The sequence below is a fragment of the Vibrio sp. M260121 genome (assembly GCF_036533715.1).
In the GTDB taxonomy this organism is placed as follows: Bacteria; Pseudomonadota; Gammaproteobacteria; order Enterobacterales; family Vibrionaceae; genus Vibrio.
Map to the genome: position 1 here is coordinate 124,947 of NZ_JATABF010000006.1, position 23,190 is coordinate 148,136.

Here is a 23,190-nt window from a genome sequence, read left to right on the forward strand (position 1 = left end):
CAAATCAAACATACCGCTTCACAAAATCAATAAAAGTACGGTCGGCAATGGATAGATAGCCTTGTTTTCGCCACGCGAGTGCAAGGTCGAGCTTAACGCTCGGTTCAAATGGAATACCCACCACACCCTGTTCATGTTGTGTCACCAGTTCTAGGAGAGCGGTAATAGCAAATTCTTGTTTAACGATACTCAGAATGAGCGGCAACAAGTTAGTTTCGAATGACGACTTCATCGTAAAGCCATGCTCTTCGCTGACGTGGTCTAAGAATTCTCGGTGGAAGTAGCCATGTTGGAACATCACCAAATCATGCTCGAAAAACTGATCAAATGTGATGGCACTGCGCTGAGCTAAGTCATGTTCCGGAGCCACAACGGCGACCATTTGGCTAGTAAACAAATGGTCAGTTTCTAAGTCTTCTGGTACATCGTCACAACTGATCACGCCAATATCGAGCTGTCCATTAAGTAACATTCGGCGGATAGACTGAGTACCCGCCTCCACCAGCGTCAGCTTTAAATCTGGATACTGGCTCTTAAACGCCATGACAATTCGAGGGAAAAAATAGCTGCCCATCATTGAAGGCGTACCAAGGCGCACTTCCCCTTTGGCTAAACCTTTGAGTTCATCAATTGCTAACTGCGCATCGTGTAACTGCTGAATTACTCGCTTAGCGTGAACCAACAGGGTTTCCCCTTCTTTGGTTAAGCTGATTTTCTTTTCTTCTCGGCGAAACAGCGTCACGCCAAGAGACTGTTCGAACTTCTTAATTGAAATACTTAACGCTGGCTGAGCAATGTGCAAAGCCTTAGCTGCATGAGTAATGTTGCCGTGTTTCGCGACCGCCAAAAAGTGTTTGAGTTGTTTCGATTCCATTAGATCAAAAATATATAGCAACCATATTTTTAATATATTTTTTCAATCCACAACTAACTGATAGATTGATCACAGTTTCTTTATATTTGCTCGCTCACATTAGGCAGGACTCATGGTCAGTTTCGGCACTCCGGAATACAAACGCATTACGCTATCTCTGGCGCTCGGCTCATTTTTGGTTTTCTCGAACCTTTATCTCCTTCAGCCGATGCTGCCAAGCTTTGCGGCGCACTTTCAGATCTCGGAAACGCAGGTCAACTGGCTATTCGCCGCCACCACACTGGCTCTCTCCTTTAGCTTGGTCCCGATGGCTGTGCTCTCTGAATCGATTGGGCGCAAACCTGTAATGATGTTTGGTCTGTTTTCGATCCCTGCTATCTCCGCATTAATGCTGCTTGGCGATTCGTTTTTGTTCTTAGTGGTTTGTCGCGCTTTGATCGGTGTTGCGCTTGCCGCGTTTGCTGCTGTTGCCGTTGCTTATATGGCGGAAGAGCTAGATAAACATGCATTTTCAATGGCGATCGGTACTTATATCGCAGCCAATTCATTGGGAGGAATCGCAGGACGTATCAGTGGAGGGTTGTTGGCAGACAACTTCAGCATCGATGTCGCCATCGAAGTTATGATGCTATTCACCCTTATTGGCGTGGTCAGCGTGCATTACTTGCTGCCAAAGCAGAAAAACTTCACCCCTTCTTCAAGCAGTTTAAGGCACCACAATAAAGCTATAATTGGACACTTCAAAAATCAACGTGTGTGGTTCGCTATGCTAATTGGCGGTTTGAACTTTGCCTTGTTCGTTAATCTTTATTCGGTAATGGGATTCCGCTTAGTCAGTGCGCCCCATAATGTGCCTGTTGGTTTAGCTTCTCTCATCTTTGTTTGCTATCTGGGTGGTACGTTTTCTTCCCGCTGTGCCGGGCATTGGAGTAAGCGCTTTTCGCCGATACTTGGCATGTTTTTGGGCTCTATCGTCAGCATGGCTGGCATGTGGATCGCGGTGATTGAAAGCATACCTGCGATGTTGACAGGTTTGTTATTGATCAGCTTCGGTGCGTTCTTCACTCACACGCTCGCCTACGGTTGGGTTGGACAAAACGCAACACAAGCAAAAGCAACGGCGACCGCATTGTATCTCGTGCATTACTATATTGGCGGCAGTTTAGGTGGATTCCTATTGCTCTATTGCTGGCAAAACGGCGGTTGGTCGAGTGTACTCATCGGCGGTAGCACACTGTACATCGCGATGTTCGCTGCTATCGCATTCTTAAAACACATCACAGAGCGAGTTGACGCTGGTGATAATGCAGACTTACCGGCTTAACGAGACGTTAAGTCCTATTGATTTTATGTTGAGGCGCTGGTCTGCTATGCTTGCGCCACACTCATAAAAGCAAGAAAGTCGTATGCCAACGCGCTCAACACAAGAATCACCAAACACCGATATCAATGCGATCACAGAGCAAGTCGAGCAATGGCTCAATGATGTCGTGATCGGGTTAAATCTCTGCCCGTTCGCCGCTAAGCCACAGCGAAATAAACAAATCAAAATCTTCGTTAGTGAAGCCTCGCAAGAAGAAGCTCTACTTGAAGACATTTTGCTGCAACTGATCGAACTCAGTAATACCGAGCCGGAAAAACTGGAGACAACCTTGGTTGTGGTTCCAAACATGCTGCAAGATTTCTGGGATTACAACTTCTTCATTGATTGGGTTGAAGGCTTGATCAAACAGCAAGATTGGGAAGGCATTTTCCAAGTTGCCACCTTCCATCCTGATTACTGCTTTGGCGGCGCAGAACCAGAAGATGATGAAAACCTGACGAATCGCTCTCCATACCCAGTGTTTCATTTGATCCGTGAAGAGAGTATGGAAAAAGTACTCAAGCACTACCCTGACCCAGAGTCCATTCCAGATACTAACATCGCACGTGTCTCAGCGCTTTCAGAGGAAGAACGTCAGAAGCTCTTCCCTTACCTATTCCGCTAAAACTCACTCCCCAAGAGACAGAATTCTAACCAGTTAGGATGGGATCGCTTGGGGATTAAAGTTCGGTTTGATATGATTGCGACTTCAATCGATTCAATGGACATTAGAATGCAACTGTCAAAGCTAACCCAAGAGATTTTTGATCACCTATACCGTGACATCACCGAGTTCCGTAGCACTTTCGACCTACCAGTGGCGGATGTTGCAAGCCTAGACGCACAAGCAGATACGCTACACACTTCTCTTGCGATCGAAGAGCTTACTGAACTAGCGGAAGCGGATTGCAAAACCGAGCAAGCAGACGCAATCATTGACAGCGTTTACGTTCTAATGGGTCGTCTAGTACACCTTGGTGACAGCAAAGTTGAAGATAACCTAGCGATCAGCTACCTGATCGATCTACTGCTTAACGTAGCGGTGAACCGTGGTATCGACTTTATCCCTTGCTGGGACGAAGTGCACTCAAGCAACATGAGCAAAGTGTGCCGTAACGAGCAAGAATATGCAGAAACAGAAGCGTTCTACGCTGAACAAGGCATCAAGCTGATGGCGGTTCAAAAAGGCGAATACATCATTGCAAAATGTGCAGAAGATTTTGTATCTGAAGGCAAAACGGTACGTAAAGGCAAGGTCCTAAAATCAGTTTACTACCGCCCTGCAGACCTTAAGCCACTTACACAGTAAGTCGTCGATTAGGCACTACAGATAAAATTCAGCGCCCACAATACTCGATATTGTGGGCGCTTTTTTATGTCTGCTCAGAGCCTCATTACTTAAAAGTTCAACCTCATCGAATCGCCGGTCAATGAAGCTAAATCCATGCTTTTAACGCCACTAAACACCTGTTCAGTATTTATTGATATTTCTGAGGTCTACCTCTCTGATAACCTAGCCTTAATTACCATATCGTGGATTACCTATGATTCATATATCTCAGGTGTTGCCGTTAGTCGAAAAGCAACTCAAAGAATTGCAGCCTAAAGAAGCGGTAGAGTTTAAGACTTACAAAAGAGATCGCGGCTTTCTGATTTACTGTCTAGCAGATAGTGAGTTCCAAGTTGTTGAAACGGGGTATCACAATCAAACGATGACAGGAGATTTGGTCAGTACGCGTAAACACGTTAAGAAAGCCCTACGACGAGAGTTTCCGAGAAGTAATAAAGTTTGGGTGGAGTACTTTCAGGGGGTCGATAACCCATTAGATATCAAGAAGTCCCATTCACATCAGATGCCTCTGTTTTAGTCTTTCAACAGACAAACGCTTGGCATCTGGATGCTCTGTATTTCTTTAGGATACTAATCAAAAATCAGATACGGCCTTTCTTCTACTACGACTTTTCGAACTTGAGTTTGGAAAACCTCTGCCAAGCCCTCTTCCGTTAGTACTTCATCGGCGTTACCTAAAGAATGCAATACGCCGTTATTGAGCAGCAGTACCTTGTCAGCATGCCTTAGCGTTCGATTTAAGTCGTGGTTTGCGACCAACACCCCGATGCCTTGCGCAGCGACTGCATTAATGAGCTGATATAGCAGTCCTTCTTGGGCAACATCCAACGGCGCTGCGGGTTCATCCAAAATCAATAGCTGAGAGTAAGGGTTAATTGTACGCCACACTTGCAAACAGACCCCAGCTAAACGGACACGCTGCCATTCACCGCCGGATAGTGTCTGAATGCTTCTATGAAGCTTGTCTTGCAGTTGGACCAGCTCAATAACGATATTGACGGCATCTCGTACTTTCTCATCGCCGATATGGGCGCCTGTTGGCAGTGAGAGCGCTAAGTATTGAAAGACATCAACATTGAATGCTGGCCTTGACTGTTGACACAAATACCCGCGGATATGCGCTTGTTCCGAAAGTGGCATTGTGAGCAGGTCGTCATTGTCGACAAGCACTTCCCCACTTACGCCTTCACGCTGAGTTAAGGTGCCAGATATCGCGCCAAGTAATGTGCTTTTCCCGGAGCCGTTTGGACCAACGACATGGACAACCTCACCCGGCTTACATTCAAAGGAGAGCGGTAGCAGTCGACTTCCAACTGCGATGTGCTTAACGTGCATCATGACTTTTCACCAACATCCAAATGAAGATAGGTGCGCCGATAGAAGTGGTCATCACTCCAAGCGGCAGCTCAGCAGAATCGAGCAACAAACGCGCGCCGATATCAGCAAACACCAATAAAGCTGCGCCAGATATTGCCGATAGAGGCAACAGGTAACGGTTTTCTGTACCAAACGCTAATCGAAGCAGATGCGGCACGACTAAGCCCACAAAGCTAATGATCCCACCCAACGCAACGGAACCACCAACAAGTACAGAGATTGCCAAAATGAGCTTCCAGCGCATCTGATGAACATCAATACCCAGTTGAGTGGCATGGATTTCCCCGAGCATCAACTTATCAAGCGGTTTGCCCTTGCAGCAGAGCCAAATCAATACAGGTAGCATCACCAAAGTGACGGTGTGCTGATACCAACTTGCCCCACCAATGCTGCCCATTAGCCAGTACATTAACTGACGTAAGCTCAAGTCATCGCTAAAGTAGAACGCCCACGTCACAATGGCGCTCGACAAAATACCCAGGGCAACACCGACGAGCAGTAACCGTGCGGTAGTGAGATGCATTGCCCTTGCGATACCAACCAATATGACGGTAAACAACATCGAACCGGCAATGGCAGCCAACATAAAGATCATCGGAGAAGGCAAAACCGGCAAGGCAAACATGACGAGCACCATTGCCAAACTCGCGCCCCCCGAGATCCCGAGAACGCCAGGTTCGGCTAATACGTTGCCAAGCAGAACTTGTAAGGTAGCACCAGAGACCGCCAATGCTGCTCCGATAATGGCGGCAGAAACCAAACGTGGCAGACGTAAATCCAACAAGAGTTTTTGTTCAAATGCAGAAAGAGACTGAAAAGGAGAAAGAAATACCTCTCCGACCATCAAGTGGATAGCAGAGAGCAGCACGAGAATCACTGACATAATCAAAAGATTGCGTTGCCAGCGTCGTTCCTTGTTCAGGATAAGTTGTTGAAAATCCATAGTAGCCGATAAATACAAACGAGGCTTAACCTTACAGTTAAGCCTCGGTAAATTGCAAATGTGTTCTTACGCTTTATTCGCCGAAATTAAAGCGATATGGCATTAATCGTAGACTAACTCGCCATCTTCGTAGCGCGTTTTCACTTCACATACCATTAATGCTGCGCGTTGACCAATCGCGACGTGGCGATTTGGGAAAACAACGGCTTCGTTATCGTTCTTCGCCATCAACGGTTTGTCACCATCGTGACCAAACACTTCGCCGTGAACGAATGAGGTAAAGTTCTCAACGTTGTCATCAAACATGAAATCGAAATCTTCGTGCAAACGCACAATCGTACGGCTAACACGGTACTTGATACATGGTTTAGACAAGTGCTCCGCTTTCGCCTCTGCAATTAGGTTACGCAGTGACAAATCGAACGCAGTCAGTTTGTCTAAGTCGTTTTCACCAATACGAGCCACTCGACCAAGTTCCATCGTCAAAGCTTGAGCGCCGTAGTTCTCTGCACTGAACCAACTAAATGTACTGGTTGGCGAGTTAGAAAGCAGCACTGCTTCAATATGTGCACTGTCGAGAAAATCAATCAAAGCTTTGCTACGAACAGGATGACGCGTTTTCGGACTCACCGCAAAGGTGTAGTGCTTTGAATCACGGATCGCACAGTGCAAATCTAAGTGCCAGCGTGTTTCCGCTGCCGTATCTTGATAGAAATCTCTGACTAACAATTTGAGAGTGTCAGCAATCGCAAGCTCTTTGGTTGGCTCGTGCTCTTTCTCATCAAACAGTCGATTAAGGTTTTCTTCTAAAAATCGCGTGTGCGCCAGAGTCGATTCTGGGTGAGCGATAATGAATAAGCATCGAGACTTGACTTTCTGGAAGCCGGATTCGATGTCTTTGATAATTGAATCCACCAGCTCCATCGGTGCGGTTTCATCCCCGTGGACACCACAAGAGATGATGACGTTCTTGGTTTCCTGAGTGTATTCATCAGGAATCACTTCTAGCACACCACGCTGATAGAGTTTAAGTTTTACACCATTAGACAGCACCTGCTCCGCTGGCGCGACATCAATATGAACATCTAACGTGTCAGTTAAAAACGATTGGCGAAAGAGAGACTTCGTCATGCGTTACTCCTTAATAGCACGGCGGGTATGTTAATAAATTGTACAAAGGATTTTTGTTGTTGCGATCCCACTTATGAGTAGAAGCCACCAAATTTATTTAAAATCCCATACCTTTTCGCGCCATGCACTCAAATCAAGCATTGAGGCGTTTATTTTTTAAACAATTACAAAGTGTTAGGGCTGTGAACTTTACCACAGCCCTAAAGAAGATCATTATGATTTGATCAACTTTTAGCGTTTATTCACCACGTTGTGCGAGTAAACGTTCAAATTCGTCTACTTTGTCACGAACTAGCTCCACACTCTGCTGCCAAAATTCGGGTTGCGTCAGATCCATTGAAAGATGCTTATCTACAACCTCTTCAGCCATCATGTTGCCAGTGTCGCGCAATAGTTCTACGTAATCGTCGTAGAAACGCTCCCCTTTAGCATCACGTTGAGCGTAGATACCTTTACTGAACAAGAAACCGAACAGATATGGGTAGTTGTAGAAGCTCACCCCAGAAATTGAGAAGTGCAGTTTGCTCGCCCAGAAATAAGGGTCAGCTTCGCTCATCACATCGCCATACCAATCTTTCCATGTTTCTGACATCAGCTCACAGAAGTCGTCTGCTGTCAGTTCACCCTCTTGGCGACGCTCGTAGAAGGCTTTTTCGAATTCGTAACGAACGGGAATATTGATCATCAGCGCTAACGCAGAAGAGAGCTCTTCCCACAGCATTTCGAGCTTGTCATCCACACTTTCTGCTTTTGAAATCAGATGATCTCGAACGATGTTTTCAGCGAAAATTGAAGCGGTTTCTGCCAACGTCATCGGGTAGTACGTCTGGCAAAGCGGCAAGTCACGAATCACCCAGTTGTGGAAGGCGTGACCAAGCTCATGAGCAAGCGTCATCAGGTCTGAGCGGCTACCACTCCAAGTCATAAACACAAGCGGCGTACGCGTCGCCGGCAGCTTAGTACAGTATGCGCCAAGGCGTTTGTTGGCATTAGGCGCGGCATCAATCCAGCCGTTTTGTACCATCATGCGAACAAACTCGGACATGTCTGGATTCACGGTTTCGAACGCTTCACAGATGACGTCGATTGCTTCATCGAAAGGGTAAACTTTCGCTTCACCACTCAAAGCAGGCATCGCAGCAAGATGATTCCACGGTTTCATCTCATCCAGACCGTGAACCTTCGCCATTAGCAAACCGGCTTTTTGACCAATCTCACGGCTGTCTTTAGCCACTTTCATCATGGCATCCAACGTTTCCGCTTTAATTCGGCTGCCATGCAAGCTTGGATCAAGGAAATGAACATCCCGTTTGGTAGAACGCTTTTTATTCTCTGTTAAACGCCAACCTGAAAGCGCGTTAAGGATAGAGGCAAAAGACTCTTGGTGTGTCGCCATCGCCTTCTGAACACCACGCCATGCAGCTTCTTGGCGATCAAATTCAGAGCCATAAAGAATGCTTGCTGCTTGCGAGAAGCCAAGCTCTTCACTTTCACCATCAGCATAGTCAAGCTTCACTTTCAAAGAGCCAGTGAGGTTGTTGTATAACTTACCCCACGCAGATTTTCCATCCACGCTCATTGCCGCTAACAGCTTTTCTTCTTCGGTGCTTAAGCGTGTGTCAGCCAGTTTGCGAGAGTTTAGGATTGAAAACGCCTGACCATTGATGTCTGGATTTTCATGATCCAAAACGCGAGTAATGAACTCGTCATCAGCGTGAGTCAATTTAAGCTCAAACGCACTGTAAGCTTGAGAAAGCTCAGAGAAAATACGCGTCATACGACCTAGCAGTGCTTTCGCCTCTGCATTTGTCGCATCCACTGACGCGTAACAGTTAGCGAAGTTCGCAATAGTGCCAGCCAAACGGCTTGCCGCCTCGCTGGTTAAGATTGCGTTTTGCATCACTTCAACAGAGTTACAATCAGCAGACTGTTTATTGAGTAGGTCAATGCATTGCTCTACAAGGGCAATGTCATCTTTAATTCGTGGGTCAGCGAGATCGTTATAAACGATGGATAAATCCCAGCTAGGAGCGGTCATTTATGGTTCCTTTTGATGTAATCGAGCCAGCCCTTTTCTCTGTTAAACTCGGTAGAGATCCAAGCGTTGGCTACTTCCGTGACTAATTTTCAAATAGTGGTACGCCTATCGAACGAACTGAGGCGTAAATCTGATCATCGATGGTAATTGTTATATGTGTTACTGACGCATTTCCTATCGCTAATGTCGAATACCATCGCGGATTGCGCCAATCTACACCCAATACATGGGCAAGAATCATTCTAATTACGCCACCATGCGTGACAATTAGCAAGTTGTCATTGATATCATTAATGATTTGAGACCAAGCACAAGTTACACGACGGGAGAAATCATCCAAGCTTTCAGCATTCGGCAAGGTGTGTAGTGCCGGTGCTTTCCAAAACGCATCGAGCTTATTCCAGTGCTCAGAGAGCATGTCAAATGGGATGCCGTCGAAATCACCAAAATCCAACTCTTGAAGTTGTGGTTCCACACTTAAAGGCAAAAGTTGCTGCTCTGCAAGTATCTCAGCAAGGTCGTGACAACGTGACAAGGGAGAGCTGATGATCCCTTCTACTTCTCGACCCGTTTGTTGCCAGGCTTGAGCAATTTTGCGTTGCTCTGCATCATCCACTTTTAAATCGGCTTGTCCGTGTAAACCTGGGGCTGCGTTCACTTTCCCGTGTCGCAGTAAGTAGATATTCAACGTTTTCATCTCTTCCCTTCTTGTGGTTTGAGCTCAAGTGGCAAGCCCGCGGCGACAAACGTGACTCGCTCACACACGGTCGCCAGTTTTTGATTCATCCGTCCCGCATTATCAACAAAATAACGACTGACGGCGCCAAGCGGCACAATACCCATCCCGACTTCGTTAGAGACAAAAATCAGCGTCGCATCAGATTGCGCTGCCGTATTCACCAACCGCTCAATTTTTTCCTCTAACCGCTCATTACAGCAGTCATCACCGAGTTCAAAGATCCAGTTGTTGAGCCAAAGCGTGAGGCAGTCAACTAACACGACATCTTGAGACGAAAATCCACAAATGAGCTCAGGCAAGTTAAGCGGACATTCATGTTCAATCCACCCAGCCCCTCGCTGCAGTTTATGATGAGCAATGCGCTGCCTCATCTCGTCATCAAAAGGCAATGCCGTCGCAACATAGTGAAGCGTTCCGTTTTTATTTTGTGCCCATTGTTGCGCCCTGCTCTCTGCTAAGCTCGATTTTCCTGAGCGCGCACCACCTAGAATAAGTTGCTTCATAATGAATGACTAAATGCGATAAGAGTGAGATAAACAAGCAACTCTGCAAGCTGCTGCGCGGCACCAAGGCAATCACCAGTAAATCCCCCGATACGTTTGGTCAGCCAGCGTTTAAAGCACACACGAAACAGTGCCAATACCAATACAATCACAACAGCCTGAGTCACACCCAGTAACAACGTTACAACCCCACCAGTTAAGAGCAGTATCGCGACTTCTAAGCTCGATTGCTTATTCGCTAACGGTTTACTTTTCGAGGTATCCGCGTCACTAACGTAAGGCATGTCATATATGAGAGTGGCAGCCAACGCTCGGCTCACGGTAAACGCCACGACGATCATCAGCCAAAACTGAGGTTCATTGGCTAACTCGATCCAAAATACAAACTTCGCTAACAGCGCCATCATTAGTGTTGCCGCTCCGTACGTCCCGATGCGGCTGTCTTTCATGATGGTTAAGCGGCGCTCTAACGTCATACCACCGCCAATGCCATCCGCCATATCCGTTAAACCGTCCTCATGGAACGCGCCGGTAAGCAGAAGGCTAAATGCCATGGTCAACACGATGGCAACTGAGTTTGGGAACAACAAACTTGCCAGTGAAAATACAGCTGCGCACAGTAGTCCTAGCAACACACCGACCAAAGCAAAGTATCGCCCTGCTTGGTTCATGCGCGTTTCACTGTAAGGTAAATCAGAAGGCACTGGTATGCGGCTAAAAAAGCTTACTGCGAGCAAGAAAAGCTCACTCTGATAGCGCAAAGAACGAGTCTCTGAATGGAGTGTATTATCAGAAGCAGACACTAAACGGTCACTCCCGCACTCTCAAAACTTGCCATGTTGTTGTAAAACTGAGCCGCCGCTTTTACCAGTGGCAAAGCAAGCGCAGCTCCGGTTCCTTCACCTAAACGCAAGCCAAGATCCAAAAGAGGTTCCGCTTGCAAACATTCCAGCACAAACTTGTGCCCATTCTCTTCTGAGTTATGGGCGAACAACATGTAATCTCGCGTTTCTTCATCTAATAGAGTCGCCACATAAGCGGCTACAGATACGATAAATCCATCGACCAAGACTGGCGTTTTGTGGCGTTTCGCTTCTAAGAATGCGCCAACCATTTGCACGATTTCGAACCCACCGACTTGAGCCAACGCACCTTTGGTATCAAGGTCACGGCAGCGATTCACACCTTGTGCGACTAGCTTGATTTTACGGTTGAGTTGCTCTTGAGTAATGCCCGTACCATAGCCAACACAATGGTCGACTTCCAATGGACTCAACGCTGTTAACAATGCCGATGCAGAACTGGTATTGCCAATCCCCATCTCACCAAACATCAACAAGTTCGAGCCATTAAGAATCGCCTGCTGCGCGACTTTGGCACCATATTCCAAACCTAGCGCGACTTGTTCTAGTGACATCGCCGTTTGTTTAGCAAAGTTTGCCGTGCCATTTCCCAGACGTTTCTCAATTAAGTTGGGATGATTTTTAAAGTTAGGAACTAAGGTATCGATGGGTGACAGCATGCCACAATCAATGACCTTAAATTCAATTTGGTTGAGATCGCAGAAACAGTTAATAGCAGCGCCACCAGCGAGAAAATTCGCCACCATTTGCTGAGTCACAGCGCTTGGCGCAATGCTCACCCCTTCTTCGGCGATGCCGTGATCACCAGCGAATACCAACATGGTTGGTTTGCGAATTTCTATTGTTTCAACCGCCTGAGGCTTATCTTGGCTATGAATTAACGCCAGTTCTAGCGCCACTTTTTCGAGCAAACCAAGAGCGCCTAACGGTTTGGTTTTGTTATCAATGCGAGCTTGAATTTCTGAGGCAAAAGAGCGATCCATGATGATGATTCCTTATTCTTTATTTTGGACGAGCGACAGAAAAAGTTTTTTCTAACGTGGCGTATTCATTACCGCCTAACCGAGCTAATGGGTCTACAGCTAAGGCATCAACTTTTAAACGGTCACCCTCCATGGATAGGACCCGCTCATCGACATAAATGTGTTCAATCTCTGCAAAGATTAAACTTTGCGGTGTCTCACCCATCTCTATCACTTCGTGCAACTTACAGCCGAATGCAATTGGCGCGCCCTCTAGGCGTGGTAATTCGAAACCTTGGAAATCAACCGTCTCAAGTTGAGTCGTCTCCAGTTCAGATTCCCCGTGTACTAAAGTGGCAGAAGATAAAGTGACTTTATCCGCGAGATCGCTGGGTGCAATATGGATAACCAACTTACCGGTTTCTAATGCATTTCGCGTGGTGTCTTTGATGTCCCCATTGGGCTTTTTTCCCACAGAAATCATCAATAAAGGTGGACGGCTAGAGACCGCAGTAAAGTAGGAAAATGGTGCTAAGTTGAAGTTTTGCTCACCTGAGTCTGTGAGCACCCAAGCGATTGGGCGAGGAATGACAGTTTGAGTCATCAAATGGTACACCTGCGTTGGCGCAAGTGTACTGAAATCTATGTTCATACGACGTCCTTGGTCTTAGAAAACCGCGAGAGAAATGAGACTCCCGACAAATTGAGAGAACAAGTGTACCCCTCTCCCGTGCAATTTCATCTGATTTTCTCTTTTTGACAGCGCTTTTTGTCAATTCGACAGTCATATTGATAAAAATGTTATTTCAACAAGCTTGTTCTACTAAAGAAAGCATTCAACTTAAACCAACTCAGTCTCAGTCATTTATTTTTCAGCGCTCTAATTGATAACGTCTGATGGTCAACATCAATCTAGCCAAACAACTTAAAACATTGATAAATAAAAACTATCCAATAGCACGTCTAACACAGATTAGGCGTAAATGAAACGAGAGCTGATTTCCTCATCGTCTGTATTTTGAAAGTTGGCACGTGTGATGCTTTAAACAAATCGTCCCTAACACAAAAAGCGAGAAATTATGTTTGCCAATCAAAGTCGTCGCCCCGCTAAGAGAGGCAAGCCAAACCCACCACGCCAATCTCGGCGATCCATACCCTTATCATTCTCCTAAGAAAAAAGACCCGTTTGAAGAGCAATCAAACGGGTCGTGCGTCAAACATTGATAGCATGCCTAATGCTTGGCTGAACAATTAAGCTACAATAGCCTAAGCAACTGTTCTCTATGAGGAAGAATACAATGAGTAACGATTCAAATGCATGTGTCATTATCGCTGGCGCAACAGGGCTGGTTGGTAGAGAAGTCTTCCTTCAACTGATCTCACAGCCTAGCATCGAAACTCTGTATTCCCTTTCTCGACGAGCCCTCACTGACATTGCCGACCCTGATAATAAAATCATCCCACTTCTCGATGCTGAGCTCACCATTCATGACTGGGACGAACAACAACCGATCCCTCGTGTTGGTTTTATTTGTCTTGGTACGACATTGAAGCAAGCCGGCAGCAAAGACGGTTTAAGGAAAATCGATGTCGAGTTAGTGTGTAAAGTGGCTCAGCAAATGAAGTTGATTGGCGTAAAACGCCTTGCGGTCGTATCGAGTTTGGGTGCAAAAGCCTCTTCATCATCCCACTATCTTGCTTGCAAAGGCCACATGGAAAAAAATATTGAAAAGATGGGCTTTGAAGAAGTGGTCTTCGCAAGACCGGGGCCTCTAGTCGGGCAACGAGAAAATCCTCGTACAGATGAGAAGGTTGTTCAGACTCTTTCTAAAGTAATTCGTCCGCTTATGCTGGGGAAGCTGGCTAATTTTGTGCCTATTCAAGCTCAAGACGTAGCCAAAGCGATGATTTACCAAGTTTTCAGCTATCAACAAGACCCAATCGTCTATTTGCATAGAAGAGAGATGATGGACCTCATCAAGCATTATGACTAAATAAAATCGGATAAATCTCGTGCTAAAACGTTATTGCACGAGATATGCGTCTCACTTTTATATTCATTTTCGATCTATCTAATACCTGTTTTTCATTTTTAAAGTTATATCCCGATCGGTATCTTACGTTACCAGTATATAGCCCCGTATAAAAAACAGTCAGCATTTGGCGCTGATTAATAAGGTCAGATTATGAATTTCGCAGTGGTTGCCTCTCTGGCGGTGTTTATCGCCATATTATTCTTTCTTTTTAACCAACAACAAAAAAAGAACACGTTATCTCGTCTTGTGTTAATTGGTCTTGTGACTGGTTCACTTTTCGGACTTGCTTTACAGCTGATTCATGGCGAAGGCAGCGATGTGATTGCTCAAACACTTGAGTGGGTTGGTATCGTCGGCAGTGGTTACGTCGGCCTGTTGAAGATGGTCATTATGCCATTGGTACTGGTCTCTATGATTTCTGCGGTTGTTAAGCTGGAAAAAGGCGGCTCTCTGGGTAAGATTTCTGGCCTTACGATTTCTGTTCTTCTCGTTACGACCGCTATCGCTGCCATGATTGGTATTCTGGTTACCACAACGTTTGGTCTTTCTGCAGAAGGCCTCACAGAAGGTGCACGTGAAACTGCCCGTATTGCGGTACTAGAAAGCCGTGTAGGCTCAGTAAGCGACCTAACGATTCCTCAGATGCTAGTTAGCTTTATTCCAAGCAACCCATTTGCTGACCTCACAGGAGCTCGCTCTACATCGATCATTGCTGTGGTTATCTTTGGTGTTTTAGTGGGCATCGCTGCACGTAAAGTAATGGCAGAAAAAGAAGAGCTAGAATCTCCTATTCGCACTTTCGTTGAGGCTGCTCAATCTATCGTTATGCGTTTAGTTAAGATGATCATGGCATTGACGCCTTACGGTATCGCAGCGCTGATGGCAAAAGTCGTTGCAACTTCAAGTGCTGGTGACATCCTTAACCTGTTAGGCTTCATCGTGGCATCGTACGTTGCTATTTTACTTATGTTCCTTGTACACGGACTGCTAGTGTCTTTCGTTGGCGTGAGCCCAGCAGAGTACTTTAAGAAGATCTGGCCTGTACTGACATTTGCATTTACGTCACGCAGCTCAGCAGCAACGATTCCACTTAACGTTGAAGCACAAATCACTAAGCTAAACGTGCCACCAGCGATTGCGAACTTGTCCGCGTCTTTCGGTGCCACTATCGGTCAGAACGGCTGTGCAGGTATTTACCCAGCAATGCTTGCGGTAATGGTAGCGCCAACCATGGGTATTGATCCTCTAGACATCAACTTCATTTTGTCACTGATTGCCATCATCACGATTAGCTCATTCGGTATTGCCGGTGTAGGCGGCGGCGCAACTTTTGCGGCATTGATTGTACTACCTGCAATGGGCTTGCCTGTGACAATTGCTGCGTTGCTTATCTCTATCGAACCATTGATCGATATGGCACGAACTGCACTTAATGTGTCTGGCGCGATGACAGCGGGAACGATTACTAGCCGAGTGTTAAAGTCGACCAATAGCGAAACTGCGTTGGAAGAACAGAAAGCGTAGTCGCTACTCAAAAATCAATTCTTTACAAGAGCCGATGGTTTTCCCATCGGCTTTTCTATTTTCACAACATCACCTTGCATCTTTCGTTGCGAGTCAAGGCGTTGAATGGTCTAATACCCTCAATCGGTTCCGTAAACGGTAAGCAGAATGCACCAAGATAATCAGCCCACTTTTTTCTTTTTTGATTACGAGACTTGGGGAACAAGTCCAGCCAAAGATCGTCCAAGCCAATTCGCAGGCGTTCGCACTGATGAAAACTTCAATATCATCGGTGAACCTTTGGTCATGTACTGTCGCCCACCGGCTGATTATCTCCCTTCACCAGAAGCCGCATTGATCACTGGTATTACGCCACAAAAAGCCATGCAAGAGGGCCTACCTGAGCCTGAGTTTATCGCCAAGATCCACGCTGAGCTTTCTAAACCAAACACAACAAGCCTTGGTTACAACAGCATCCGTTTCGATGATGAAGTCACACGTTACACTTGTTACCGCAACTTTATCGACCCGTATGCGTGGAGCTGGCAAAACGGCAACTCGCGCTGGGATTTGCTCGATGTGATGCGAGCGTGTCATGCCCTTCGTCCTGAAGGTGTGGAATGGCCGGAGAATGATGAAGGCTTTACGAGTTTCAAGCTTGAGCATTTATCCGTGGCTAACGGCATTGAACACAGCAATGCTCACGATGCTATGGCAGATGTAATTGCTACTATTGAGATGGCGAAGAAAGTCAAAGCCGCGCAACCAAAGCTGTTTGATTACTTTTACTCGATGCGTAACAAGCGCAAGCTGAACGAGTTAGTCGATATTGTAAACATGACGCCATTGATGCACGTGTCAGGCATGATGGGACGTGAGTGCCAATACACAAGCTGGATTGTGCCAGTTGCTTGGCATCCAACCAACAATAACGCCGTCATCACGATTGATTTAGCCAAAGATCCTCAGCCTATCCTTGAGCTTTCAGCAGAAGAGTTAAAAGAGCGTTTGTACACCAAACGTGAAGAGCTAGGTGACTTACTGCCTGTACCCGTAAAGCTCGTGCATCTGAACAAGTGCCCTATTCTTGCTCCAGCTAAAACGTTAACGGCAGAGAACGCAGAAGTAATTGGAATCGACCGTCAGAAATGTTTGAGTAATCTAGCGCTGCTGCGTCAACACCCAGAAATCCGTGAGAAGCTAATTAGTCTATTCTCTATTGAGCGTGAGTTCGAAAAGAGCGATGATGTGGATACGCAACTGTACGATGGCTTCTTTTCACCAGCAGATCGCGCAGCGATGGACATCATTCGTGAAACAGATCCAAATAACCTTGCTGCGCTGGATATTGAGTTTGATGACAAACGCATCAAGCCGTTGCTGTTCCGTTACCGTGCCCGTCACTACGCCGGCACACTGGATGAACAAGAACAAAGACGTTGGGCACAACACTGTCGTGAAGTTTTCGAAAGCCAAATTGAAGAGTACATGCTGAATTTAGAAAACTTAGTTCACGAACATGAAAGTGACGAAAAGAAGATAGCGATACTAAAATCCGTCTATCGTTATGTAGAGAGCTTAGCCTCCTAATTTCTTACCTTGTTCAAGCGCACCTTCGGGTGTGCTTGTTGTTTTATATGCTGTCAAAATGATTAAAGATCGATTACTACAGCTGGTCCATTTGCTCATTTCCCTCGCACTCATCATGGGAGCACTTGGCATCGGCAACACTATTCAAAAATTCACTGGCGTTTCTGTTCCTGGAAGTGTCATCGGCATGCTTGTGCTGTTTTTCTCTATGACCCTTGGCTTTGTCAAAGTCGAATGGGTTAAGCCTGGCGCGACGCTTTTCATTCGCTACATGATCTTATTATTCGTCCCAATCAGTGTTGGTTTGATGCAGCACTTTGATATGTTGTTGGCGAATGCACTGCCAATTATTGCGAGTGCAGTAGGCGGTTCACTGATCGTATTGGTCAGCTTAGCGTGGTTCTTAGATTACTTGCTGAAGGAGAAACACTAATATGTGGTTACTTGTCACTATTGTGGTTTTCCTTGCCGCTCGTCAAATCGCAATTAAGGTTAACAACCCAATCGCAAACCCGCTTTTAATCAGCATCGCAGTATTGATCCCTCTACTCACCTTTTTGAAAGTGCCGTTTGAAACCTACTACGCCGACAACGAGTATATTAGCTTCTTGCTTCAGCCCGCTGTTGTTGCGCTAGCGTATCCGCTCTATGAGCAGCTACCTCAAATCAAAGCCAACTGGCGCATTATCGCACTGGCTTGCTCTTTGGGCAGCGTGATGTCGATGCTAACAGCGACACTGATCGCCGTTGCATTCAAAGCAGACATCAGCCTCATCGCAAGCTTAGTGGGCAAATCGGTAACCACCCCTATCGCGATGGAAATCTCTAGTCACTTAGGTGGTGAAGCCGCTGTTGCCGCTATTTTAGTGCTTATTGTGGGTTTATTTGGGGCGATTTTGGCTTACCCAATCTTCAACCTTATCGGCATTAAGCACCCTATCGCTCGCGGCCTTACAATGGGTACTGTCTCTCACGCACTTGGGACAGCAACATGTGCTGAAAAACAGCCTGGCGATGCGGCTTTCTCATCTCTAGCTTTGGTGCTGTGTGGCATCATCACTTCTATTCTTGCGCCAAGCTTCTTTGCTTTGGCTGTTTGGTTATACCAATAAAGACCTCAATGACCTGCTCTACTTTGCTTCCCGATAAAATGGGCAGGTCATAATCTCATCCAGAAAATTCGCAGTATGAATATACGTTGATATAGTTATTAGTGGGACAGAGATAACGTTAAATCGTCGTGAAATCGAATACATGTGTGAGCTCACTCTAATTATGTAACGTAAATCACCATTACACACATTAACGTGATCTAAAGCACAGAACATTTCCATCTTTCACATAGAATAACTGTCCATGCAATAACAAGGATTCAACATGAAAAGTCGCATTGAACAGGCGCTAGCAAGCGCTCCTGAAGCACTTTCAACACATCTTGCTCCTATCGTTCTCGCTGACGATTTTGATGCCACTATTTCTGAGCAACAGTTTGATGAGCTGCTGAACGCTACCAACCTTTCAGACAAAGAGCTTCGTGTTGCTCTACTTCCTTTTGCCGCAGCGTTTTCTTACGCTCCAATTTCTGAATTCTATGTCGGTGCGATTGTTCGCGGTCTATCTGGTCGCCTTTACTTTGGTGCGAACATGGAGTTTTTCGGCGTTCAACTGGGTCAAACCGTTCATGCTGAGCAGTGTGCGATCAGCCACGCTTGGATGAAAGGCGAACATGGTGTGAAAGACATCACCATCAACTACAGCCCTTGTGGTCACTGTCGTCAGTTCATGAATGAGCTAACTACGGCAAAAGAGCTTAAGATCCAGTTGCCAGAACGTGAAGAAAAGTCACTACACCACTACCTTCCAGAAGCTTTTGGTCCTGCAGACTTAGGCATCGAATCTGGTCTAATGGCAGATGTAAAACACGAGTTTGTGTGTGATGAAGATGACGCTCTTATCCAAAAAGCGGTGAGCGCGATGAACATCAGCCACGCGCCTTACACTAACAACTTGAGCGGTATTGCTCTTGAGATGAACAGTGGTCGCGTATTCCAAGGCGCTTACGCAGAAAATGCTGCGTTTAACCCTAGCCTTCCACCACTTCAGGTTGCATTGATTCAAATCCTGATGGCTGGTGAGCAGTTTGAAGACATCAAAGCTGCTGCTCTGGTTGAGAACTCACAAGGCAAGATCAGCCACCTAGCCGATACTCAATCAACGCTAGAAGCGCTAAACCCTGATATTCCAGTGAGTTTTGTGAACGTTTAATTTATCCAGACGCTAAGCGAGAAGCTCTACCCAGTGTAGGGCTTTTTTATTATCAAAAAACCCTGCGCAAACGTTTGCTTCATGCATAAAAATCAGTATGATCCCCTGCAAATTCGGTTTCATCACTTTATTTTGTAAGGGAACACTATGTTCGGTACTGCTACAAGCACTCATGCTACCCGTGTATTACTTTTAGGCTCTGGTGAGCTTGGTAAAGAAGTGGCAATTGAATGCCAACGTCTTGGTTTAGAAGTGATCGCGTGCGACCGTTACGCCAATGCGCCTGCGATGCAAGTGGCCCATCGTAGCTACGTCATCGACATGCTTGATGGTCAGGCACTGGAAGAGATCATTAATAAAGAACAACCTGCTTACGTGGTTCCTGAAATTGAAGCTATCGCGACCGATAAATTGGTCGAGTTAGAAGAGAAAGGCTTGAACGTTGTTCCTACAGCGAAAGCAACTAAGCTGACAATGAACCGTGAAGGCATTCGTCGCCTTGCAGCTGAAGAGTTAGCCCTAAACACTTCCCCTTATCAATTTTCTGACAGCTTTGAGGACTTTAAAGCAGCAGTAGAACACGTTGGTATCCCATGTGTTGTTAAGCCAGTGATGAGCTCTTCTGGTAAAGGCCAAAGCGTTATCAAATCAGAAGAAGATGTTCAAACGGCTTGGGATTACGCACAAGAAGGTGGTCGTACAGGTGCTGGGCGTGTGATTGTTGAAGGCTTTATTGACTTTGATTACGAAATCACACTGCTAACCGTGCGCGCAGCTGATGGAGTGCACTTCTGTGCTCCGATTGGGCATCGTCAAGAAGATGGTGACTACCGTGAATCATGGCAGCCACAAGCAATGTCAGACAACGCCATCAAAGCGGCTGAATACACGGCAGAGAAAGTCGTTAATGCACTGGGTGGCTACGGTCTCTTTGGTGTAGAGCTGTTCGTTAAAGGCGATAAGGTTATTTTTAACGAAGTGTCCCCTCGCCCACACGATACTGGCATGGTAACCATGATCTCTCAAGAAATGTCTGAGTTCGCACTGCATGTTCGAGCGTTCACTGGAATGCCGATCAACAACATAGTTCAGTATGGACCATCAGCATCAGCGGTTATTTTAGGGCAAGGTACATCAACTGATATCCGCTTTGACAATGTTGCCAAAGCACTGGCTCAGCCACAAACCCAAGTACGTTTGTTTGGCAAACCTGAAATAGACGGTCGTCGTCGCTTAGGCGTTGTTTTAACGCGTCGTAAGACTATTGAAGATTCGATTGAAGATGCAGTGAATAACGCATCTAAAGTGCAGATCGTTTACTGATTTCATTAATCAGCTAAAGATAGACAAAAGCGCAGCTCAATTGGCTGCGCTTTTTCTTTCTGTGGGTTCGAAAAGTCCTTTATTCGCTCTCTATTAAGTAGACTTCTTCAGAGAAGCGACTTAGACCTTTCTTCGCAATTTTTGGATGGTTTTCGTCGGCTTGATCGACATTCAAACAACTCACCTTATAACCCGAAAACAGCTGTTCAATCTCTTCGACTGGCACGCTAAATGGAGGGCCTGACATCTCATCCTGTGGGTAGTTAAGAGTCACAAGTAAAATACGTCCGCCAGGGCTCAACAGTTGCTTAAGACGAGCTACGTATTCTTCTCGCATTTCTTGCGGCAAAGCCACAAGCGCAGCACGGTCGTAAATGATATCGGCTTTAGAAACAGGTGCAGTAAAGAAGTCGCCAGTGTAAATCGACAGCTCATCGAACTGATACAACTCATGCATGCCGTTTAGTGATGTGACCGTCGGAGTGTAGAAGTGTTCAGCAAAAAACGCACGCACGGCGATAAGGCTGAGTTCGACACCCTGCACATCATCATGCTTCGTCGCAAGCCATACCAAATCTTCTGACTTTCCGCACAAAGGAACTAACACGGTGTCTTCACGTTTAGGGTTGGTATGCTGCCAGAATGCAGGTAACAGTGGATTCACGTCATCTAGGTGGAAACCAATTTGGTTACTCGCCCATTTACTGTGCCAAAATTCTTGATCTCTCATTTTACTTCTACTTGTCGGCTGATTGTGGATTCGAGCTTTGCGCTTCGCTTTTGTGGGGTAAGACTAATGATTTTTTCAAATTTGTCTATGCCGTTCATCTTTGGTTAATACTGCAATGGTAGTATGGCTATCGTTCAAGAATGAACCCTTCCTTTATCTGGTTGTCAGAACAAAGGAAAGCAAAATGGTGATCTAGAACACGATTCCACCATAAGGCTAAAAAACGGCCTTGGAATCTATCGTAGAGCCCCCATTAACTAGGTAGTACCTGATTTGCGAATCTTAGTGACCTTTTCGTTACCCATTTTCTAAGTGCAAGCAAGTTAAGGAGAGTGAATGAGCTTATTTTTACGTACTACAGCATTGATGCTTTTAGTACTAAGCCGTGCGCCGGCGTTCGCCGCACTTCCAAATGTCCCGAGTAACGAGCAACAAAACCGTTCTGCTAGCCAAAACGAAGTTTGCTCAAAATTGTTTAAGCATAGCCTTAGTGGTTTGTATGGCATTCAGTCAATCGACTCCAAACCAACTCAGCCTTATTCAGATTTCGACGTACTTTACAGCAAAGCTCACCAAGCACAATTCGAGTTAGAAACCATCTGTAAAAGTACTGCCCTTCTTACTGACGCCCAACCTTACTTCGCAGGCGTTAAATCTCAACATCGTGCCGAAGAAAAGATTGCTCACGAATTGGATGGTCAAGTAGAGCGAATTACAGACTTAGCACGAGCAACTATCGTAGCGGATGACGTAGCAAGCCTTGTATCCGTATATGAAGCACTAGAACGTGAAACAACTATCGTTAAAGTGAAAAACCGCTTTAAGAAACCAACCGCATCTGGTTACCGTGACTTAAACTTACTGGTACGTCTTCCTAAAACGAATTTGATTGCTGAAGTTCAACTGCACCTTAAAGCCATTGCTGATGTTAAGAATGGCCCGGAGCATGATTTGTACGAACAAATTCAGAAGCTGGAGCGTCAAGCTCTGGTAGAAGGCCGAAACTTAAATGATATCGAGACAGCTTCGATTTGCAGCATGCGCACTCAATCGAAAAACTTGTATCAAGAAGCTTGGCATCCGTACCTGACGACACACCTAGAAGCTGCATAAACAAGCTGTCTTTTAGAAACTGATTTCCTCCATACTGAAAAACCACCGCAATTGCGGTGGTTTTTTATTTGTTCTTTAGTAAGTAACGAAGCGTACAGACAAAAAGACCACGACAAAGCGTGGTCTCATTCCATGTTACATGGCTTACTGGTCTGCCTTTAGGTTCTCTACGCGAGCTTTCAACTTTTGACCCGGGCGGAACGTAACGACACGTCGAGCAGTAATAGGAATATCTTCACCAGTTTTCGGGTTACGACCAGGTCGTTCGTTTTTGTCACGAAGGTCAAAGTTACCAAAACCTGACAGTTTTACCTGTTCGCCACTTTCTAGTGCCTTACGAATTTCTTCAAAGAACACTTCCACCGTTTCCTTGGCGTCCCGTTTACTAAATCCCAATTTATCAAACAGGTTTTCTGCAAGTTCGGCTTTTGTGAGCGCCATAAAACTTTCCTCAAAGCTATGTTAAACAATGCTACCTAGTGTAGC

24 protein-coding genes are annotated in these 23,190 nt (G+C 45.9%); 12 read left to right on the forward strand and 12 right to left on the reverse strand.

The genetic code is table 11. The features are described from left to right. Positions 1-4: 4 nt before the first annotated feature. Positions 5-874, reverse strand: coding sequence for a LysR family transcriptional regulator (locus tag QTO06_RS05895; RefSeq protein ID WP_331407151.1), 870 nt, complete (start codon positions 872-874; stop codon positions 5-7). Positions 875-986: 112 nt separating this feature from the next. Here QTO06_RS05895 and QTO06_RS05900 point away from each other — a divergent pair, with 112 nt between their 5' ends. The 4 genes from QTO06_RS05900 (at position 987) to QTO06_RS05915 (ending at position 4,105) form a co-directional block, all read left to right on the forward strand. Beyond that, positions 987-2,198, forward strand: coding sequence for an MFS transporter (locus QTO06_RS05900; RefSeq protein WP_331407152.1), 1,212 nt, complete (start codon positions 987-989; stop codon positions 2,196-2,198). Between the two features lie 82 nt (positions 2,199-2,280). Then, the gene (locus tag QTO06_RS05905; RefSeq protein WP_331407153.1) at positions 2,281-2,862 is read left to right on the forward strand and encodes a DUF1415 domain-containing protein; all 582 of its coding nucleotides are present in this window, start codon (positions 2,281-2,283) and stop codon (positions 2,860-2,862) included. Positions 2,863-2,970: 108 nt separating this feature from the next. After that, positions 2,971-3,546 (forward strand): nucleoside triphosphate pyrophosphohydrolase family protein, encoded by a 576-nt coding sequence (locus QTO06_RS05910; protein ID WP_005445519.1) that lies wholly within the window; start codon positions 2,971-2,973, stop codon positions 3,544-3,546. 235 nt (positions 3,547-3,781) lie between these two features. Beyond that, a complete protein-coding gene (locus QTO06_RS05915; RefSeq protein ID WP_331407154.1) occupies positions 3,782-4,105 on the forward strand; it encodes a hypothetical protein in 324 nt (107 codons plus the stop codon). 53 nt (positions 4,106-4,158) lie between these two features. On the opposite strand, the gene btuD is transcribed toward QTO06_RS05915, so the two are convergent. The 9 genes from btuD to QTO06_RS05960 form a co-directional block, all read right to left on the reverse strand. Then, positions 4,159-4,926 (reverse strand): vitamin B12 ABC transporter ATP-binding protein BtuD, encoded by a 768-nt coding sequence (btuD, locus tag QTO06_RS05920; RefSeq protein ID WP_331407155.1) that lies wholly within the window; start codon positions 4,924-4,926, stop codon positions 4,159-4,161. Next, positions 4,913-5,908: a vitamin B12 ABC transporter permease BtuC gene (btuC, locus tag QTO06_RS05925; protein WP_020197786.1), complete on the reverse strand. Its 996-nt coding sequence runs from the start codon at positions 5,906-5,908 to the stop codon at positions 4,913-4,915. The genes btuD and btuC overlap by 14 nt, the downstream gene beginning before the upstream one ends. A 102-nt stretch (positions 5,909-6,010) precedes the next feature. Next, positions 6,011-7,039, reverse strand: coding sequence for a succinylglutamate desuccinylase (locus QTO06_RS05930; protein ID WP_105065211.1), 1,029 nt, complete (start codon positions 7,037-7,039; stop codon positions 6,011-6,013). A 238-nt stretch (positions 7,040-7,277) separates the two neighbouring features. Then, on the reverse strand, positions 7,278-9,077 hold the full coding sequence (locus tag QTO06_RS05935) for a M3 family oligoendopeptidase (RefSeq protein ID WP_331407156.1): 1,800 nt from the start codon (positions 9,075-9,077) through the stop codon (positions 7,278-7,280). Positions 9,078-9,159: 82 nt separating this feature from the next. After that, positions 9,160-9,774 carry an alpha-ribazole phosphatase family protein gene (cobC, locus tag QTO06_RS05940; RefSeq protein WP_069218050.1) on the reverse strand — a complete coding sequence of 205 codons (615 nt, stop codon included), beginning with the start codon at positions 9,772-9,774 and terminating at the stop codon, positions 9,160-9,162. Then, positions 9,771-10,319 (reverse strand): bifunctional adenosylcobinamide kinase/adenosylcobinamide-phosphate guanylyltransferase, encoded by a 549-nt coding sequence (cobU, locus tag QTO06_RS05945; RefSeq protein ID WP_331407157.1) that lies wholly within the window; start codon positions 10,317-10,319, stop codon positions 9,771-9,773. Before cobU ends, cobC begins: the two co-directional genes overlap by 4 nt. Next, positions 10,316-11,122, reverse strand: coding sequence for an adenosylcobinamide-GDP ribazoletransferase (locus tag QTO06_RS05950; protein ID WP_331407158.1), 807 nt, complete (start codon positions 11,120-11,122; stop codon positions 10,316-10,318). The genes cobU and QTO06_RS05950 overlap by 4 nt, the downstream gene beginning before the upstream one ends. Beyond that, positions 11,122-12,165: a nicotinate-nucleotide--dimethylbenzimidazole phosphoribosyltransferase gene (cobT, locus tag QTO06_RS05955; protein WP_331407159.1), complete on the reverse strand. Its 1,044-nt coding sequence runs from the start codon at positions 12,163-12,165 to the stop codon at positions 11,122-11,124. Before cobT ends, QTO06_RS05950 begins: the two co-directional genes overlap by 1 nt. 19 nt (positions 12,166-12,184) lie before the next feature. After that, positions 12,185-12,796 (reverse strand): flavin reductase family protein, encoded by a 612-nt coding sequence (locus tag QTO06_RS05960; RefSeq protein WP_331407160.1) that lies wholly within the window; start codon positions 12,794-12,796, stop codon positions 12,185-12,187. Positions 12,797-13,442: 646 nt separating this feature from the next. Here QTO06_RS05960 and QTO06_RS05965 point away from each other — a divergent pair. The 7 genes from QTO06_RS05965 to purT all read left to right on the forward strand — a co-directional run bounded on the left by QTO06_RS05965 (position 13,443) and on the right by purT (position 20,861). Beyond that, the gene (locus QTO06_RS05965) at positions 13,443-14,138 is read left to right on the forward strand and encodes an NAD(P)H-binding protein (protein ID WP_331407161.1); all 696 of its coding nucleotides are present in this window, start codon (positions 13,443-13,445) and stop codon (positions 14,136-14,138) included. A gap of 192 nt (positions 14,139-14,330) precedes the next feature. Beyond that, positions 14,331-15,704 carry an L-cystine transporter gene (locus QTO06_RS05970; protein WP_331407162.1) on the forward strand — a complete coding sequence of 458 codons (1,374 nt, stop codon included), beginning with the start codon at positions 14,331-14,333 and terminating at the stop codon, positions 15,702-15,704. Positions 15,705-15,851: 147 nt separating this feature from the next. Further along, entirely contained in the window at positions 15,852-17,273 is a 1,422-nt protein-coding gene (gene sbcB, locus QTO06_RS05975) for an exodeoxyribonuclease I (protein ID WP_020194844.1), read from the forward strand. 58 nt (positions 17,274-17,331) lie between these two features. Next, positions 17,332-17,706, forward strand: a complete 375-nt coding sequence (locus QTO06_RS05980) for a CidA/LrgA family protein (RefSeq protein ID WP_005439820.1) — start codon at positions 17,332-17,334, stop codon at positions 17,704-17,706. 1 nt (position 17,707) lies between these two features. Then, positions 17,708-18,385, forward strand: a complete 678-nt coding sequence (locus QTO06_RS05985) for an LrgB family protein (RefSeq protein ID WP_009705896.1) — start codon at positions 17,708-17,710, stop codon at positions 18,383-18,385. Between the two features lie 265 nt (positions 18,386-18,650). Next, positions 18,651-19,538, forward strand: coding sequence for a cytidine deaminase (gene cdd / locus QTO06_RS05990; protein ID WP_005439818.1), 888 nt, complete (start codon positions 18,651-18,653; stop codon positions 19,536-19,538). Between the two features lie 147 nt (positions 19,539-19,685). Next, positions 19,686-20,861 (forward strand): formate-dependent phosphoribosylglycinamide formyltransferase, encoded by a 1,176-nt coding sequence (gene purT, locus QTO06_RS05995; protein WP_331407163.1) that lies wholly within the window; start codon positions 19,686-19,688, stop codon positions 20,859-20,861. Positions 20,862-20,940: 79 nt separating this feature from the next. Here the strand turns inward: purT and QTO06_RS06000 are convergent, their stop codons facing one another. Then, on the reverse strand, positions 20,941-21,591 hold the full coding sequence (locus QTO06_RS06000; RefSeq protein ID WP_331407164.1) for a thiopurine S-methyltransferase: 651 nt from the start codon (positions 21,589-21,591) through the stop codon (positions 20,941-20,943). 336 nt (positions 21,592-21,927) lie between these two features. Between QTO06_RS06000 and QTO06_RS06005 the strand changes: the two genes are divergently transcribed. After that, the gene (locus QTO06_RS06005; protein ID WP_331407165.1) at positions 21,928-22,704 is read left to right on the forward strand and encodes a RelA/SpoT domain-containing protein; all 777 of its coding nucleotides are present in this window, start codon (positions 21,928-21,930) and stop codon (positions 22,702-22,704) included. Between the two features lie 144 nt (positions 22,705-22,848). Here QTO06_RS06005 and ihfA read toward each other — a convergent pair whose 3' ends face one another. Beyond that, a complete protein-coding gene (gene ihfA / locus QTO06_RS06010; RefSeq protein ID WP_005427969.1) occupies positions 22,849-23,145 on the reverse strand; it encodes an integration host factor subunit alpha in 297 nt (98 codons plus the stop codon). Between the last annotated feature and the right edge of the window lie 45 nt (positions 23,146-23,190).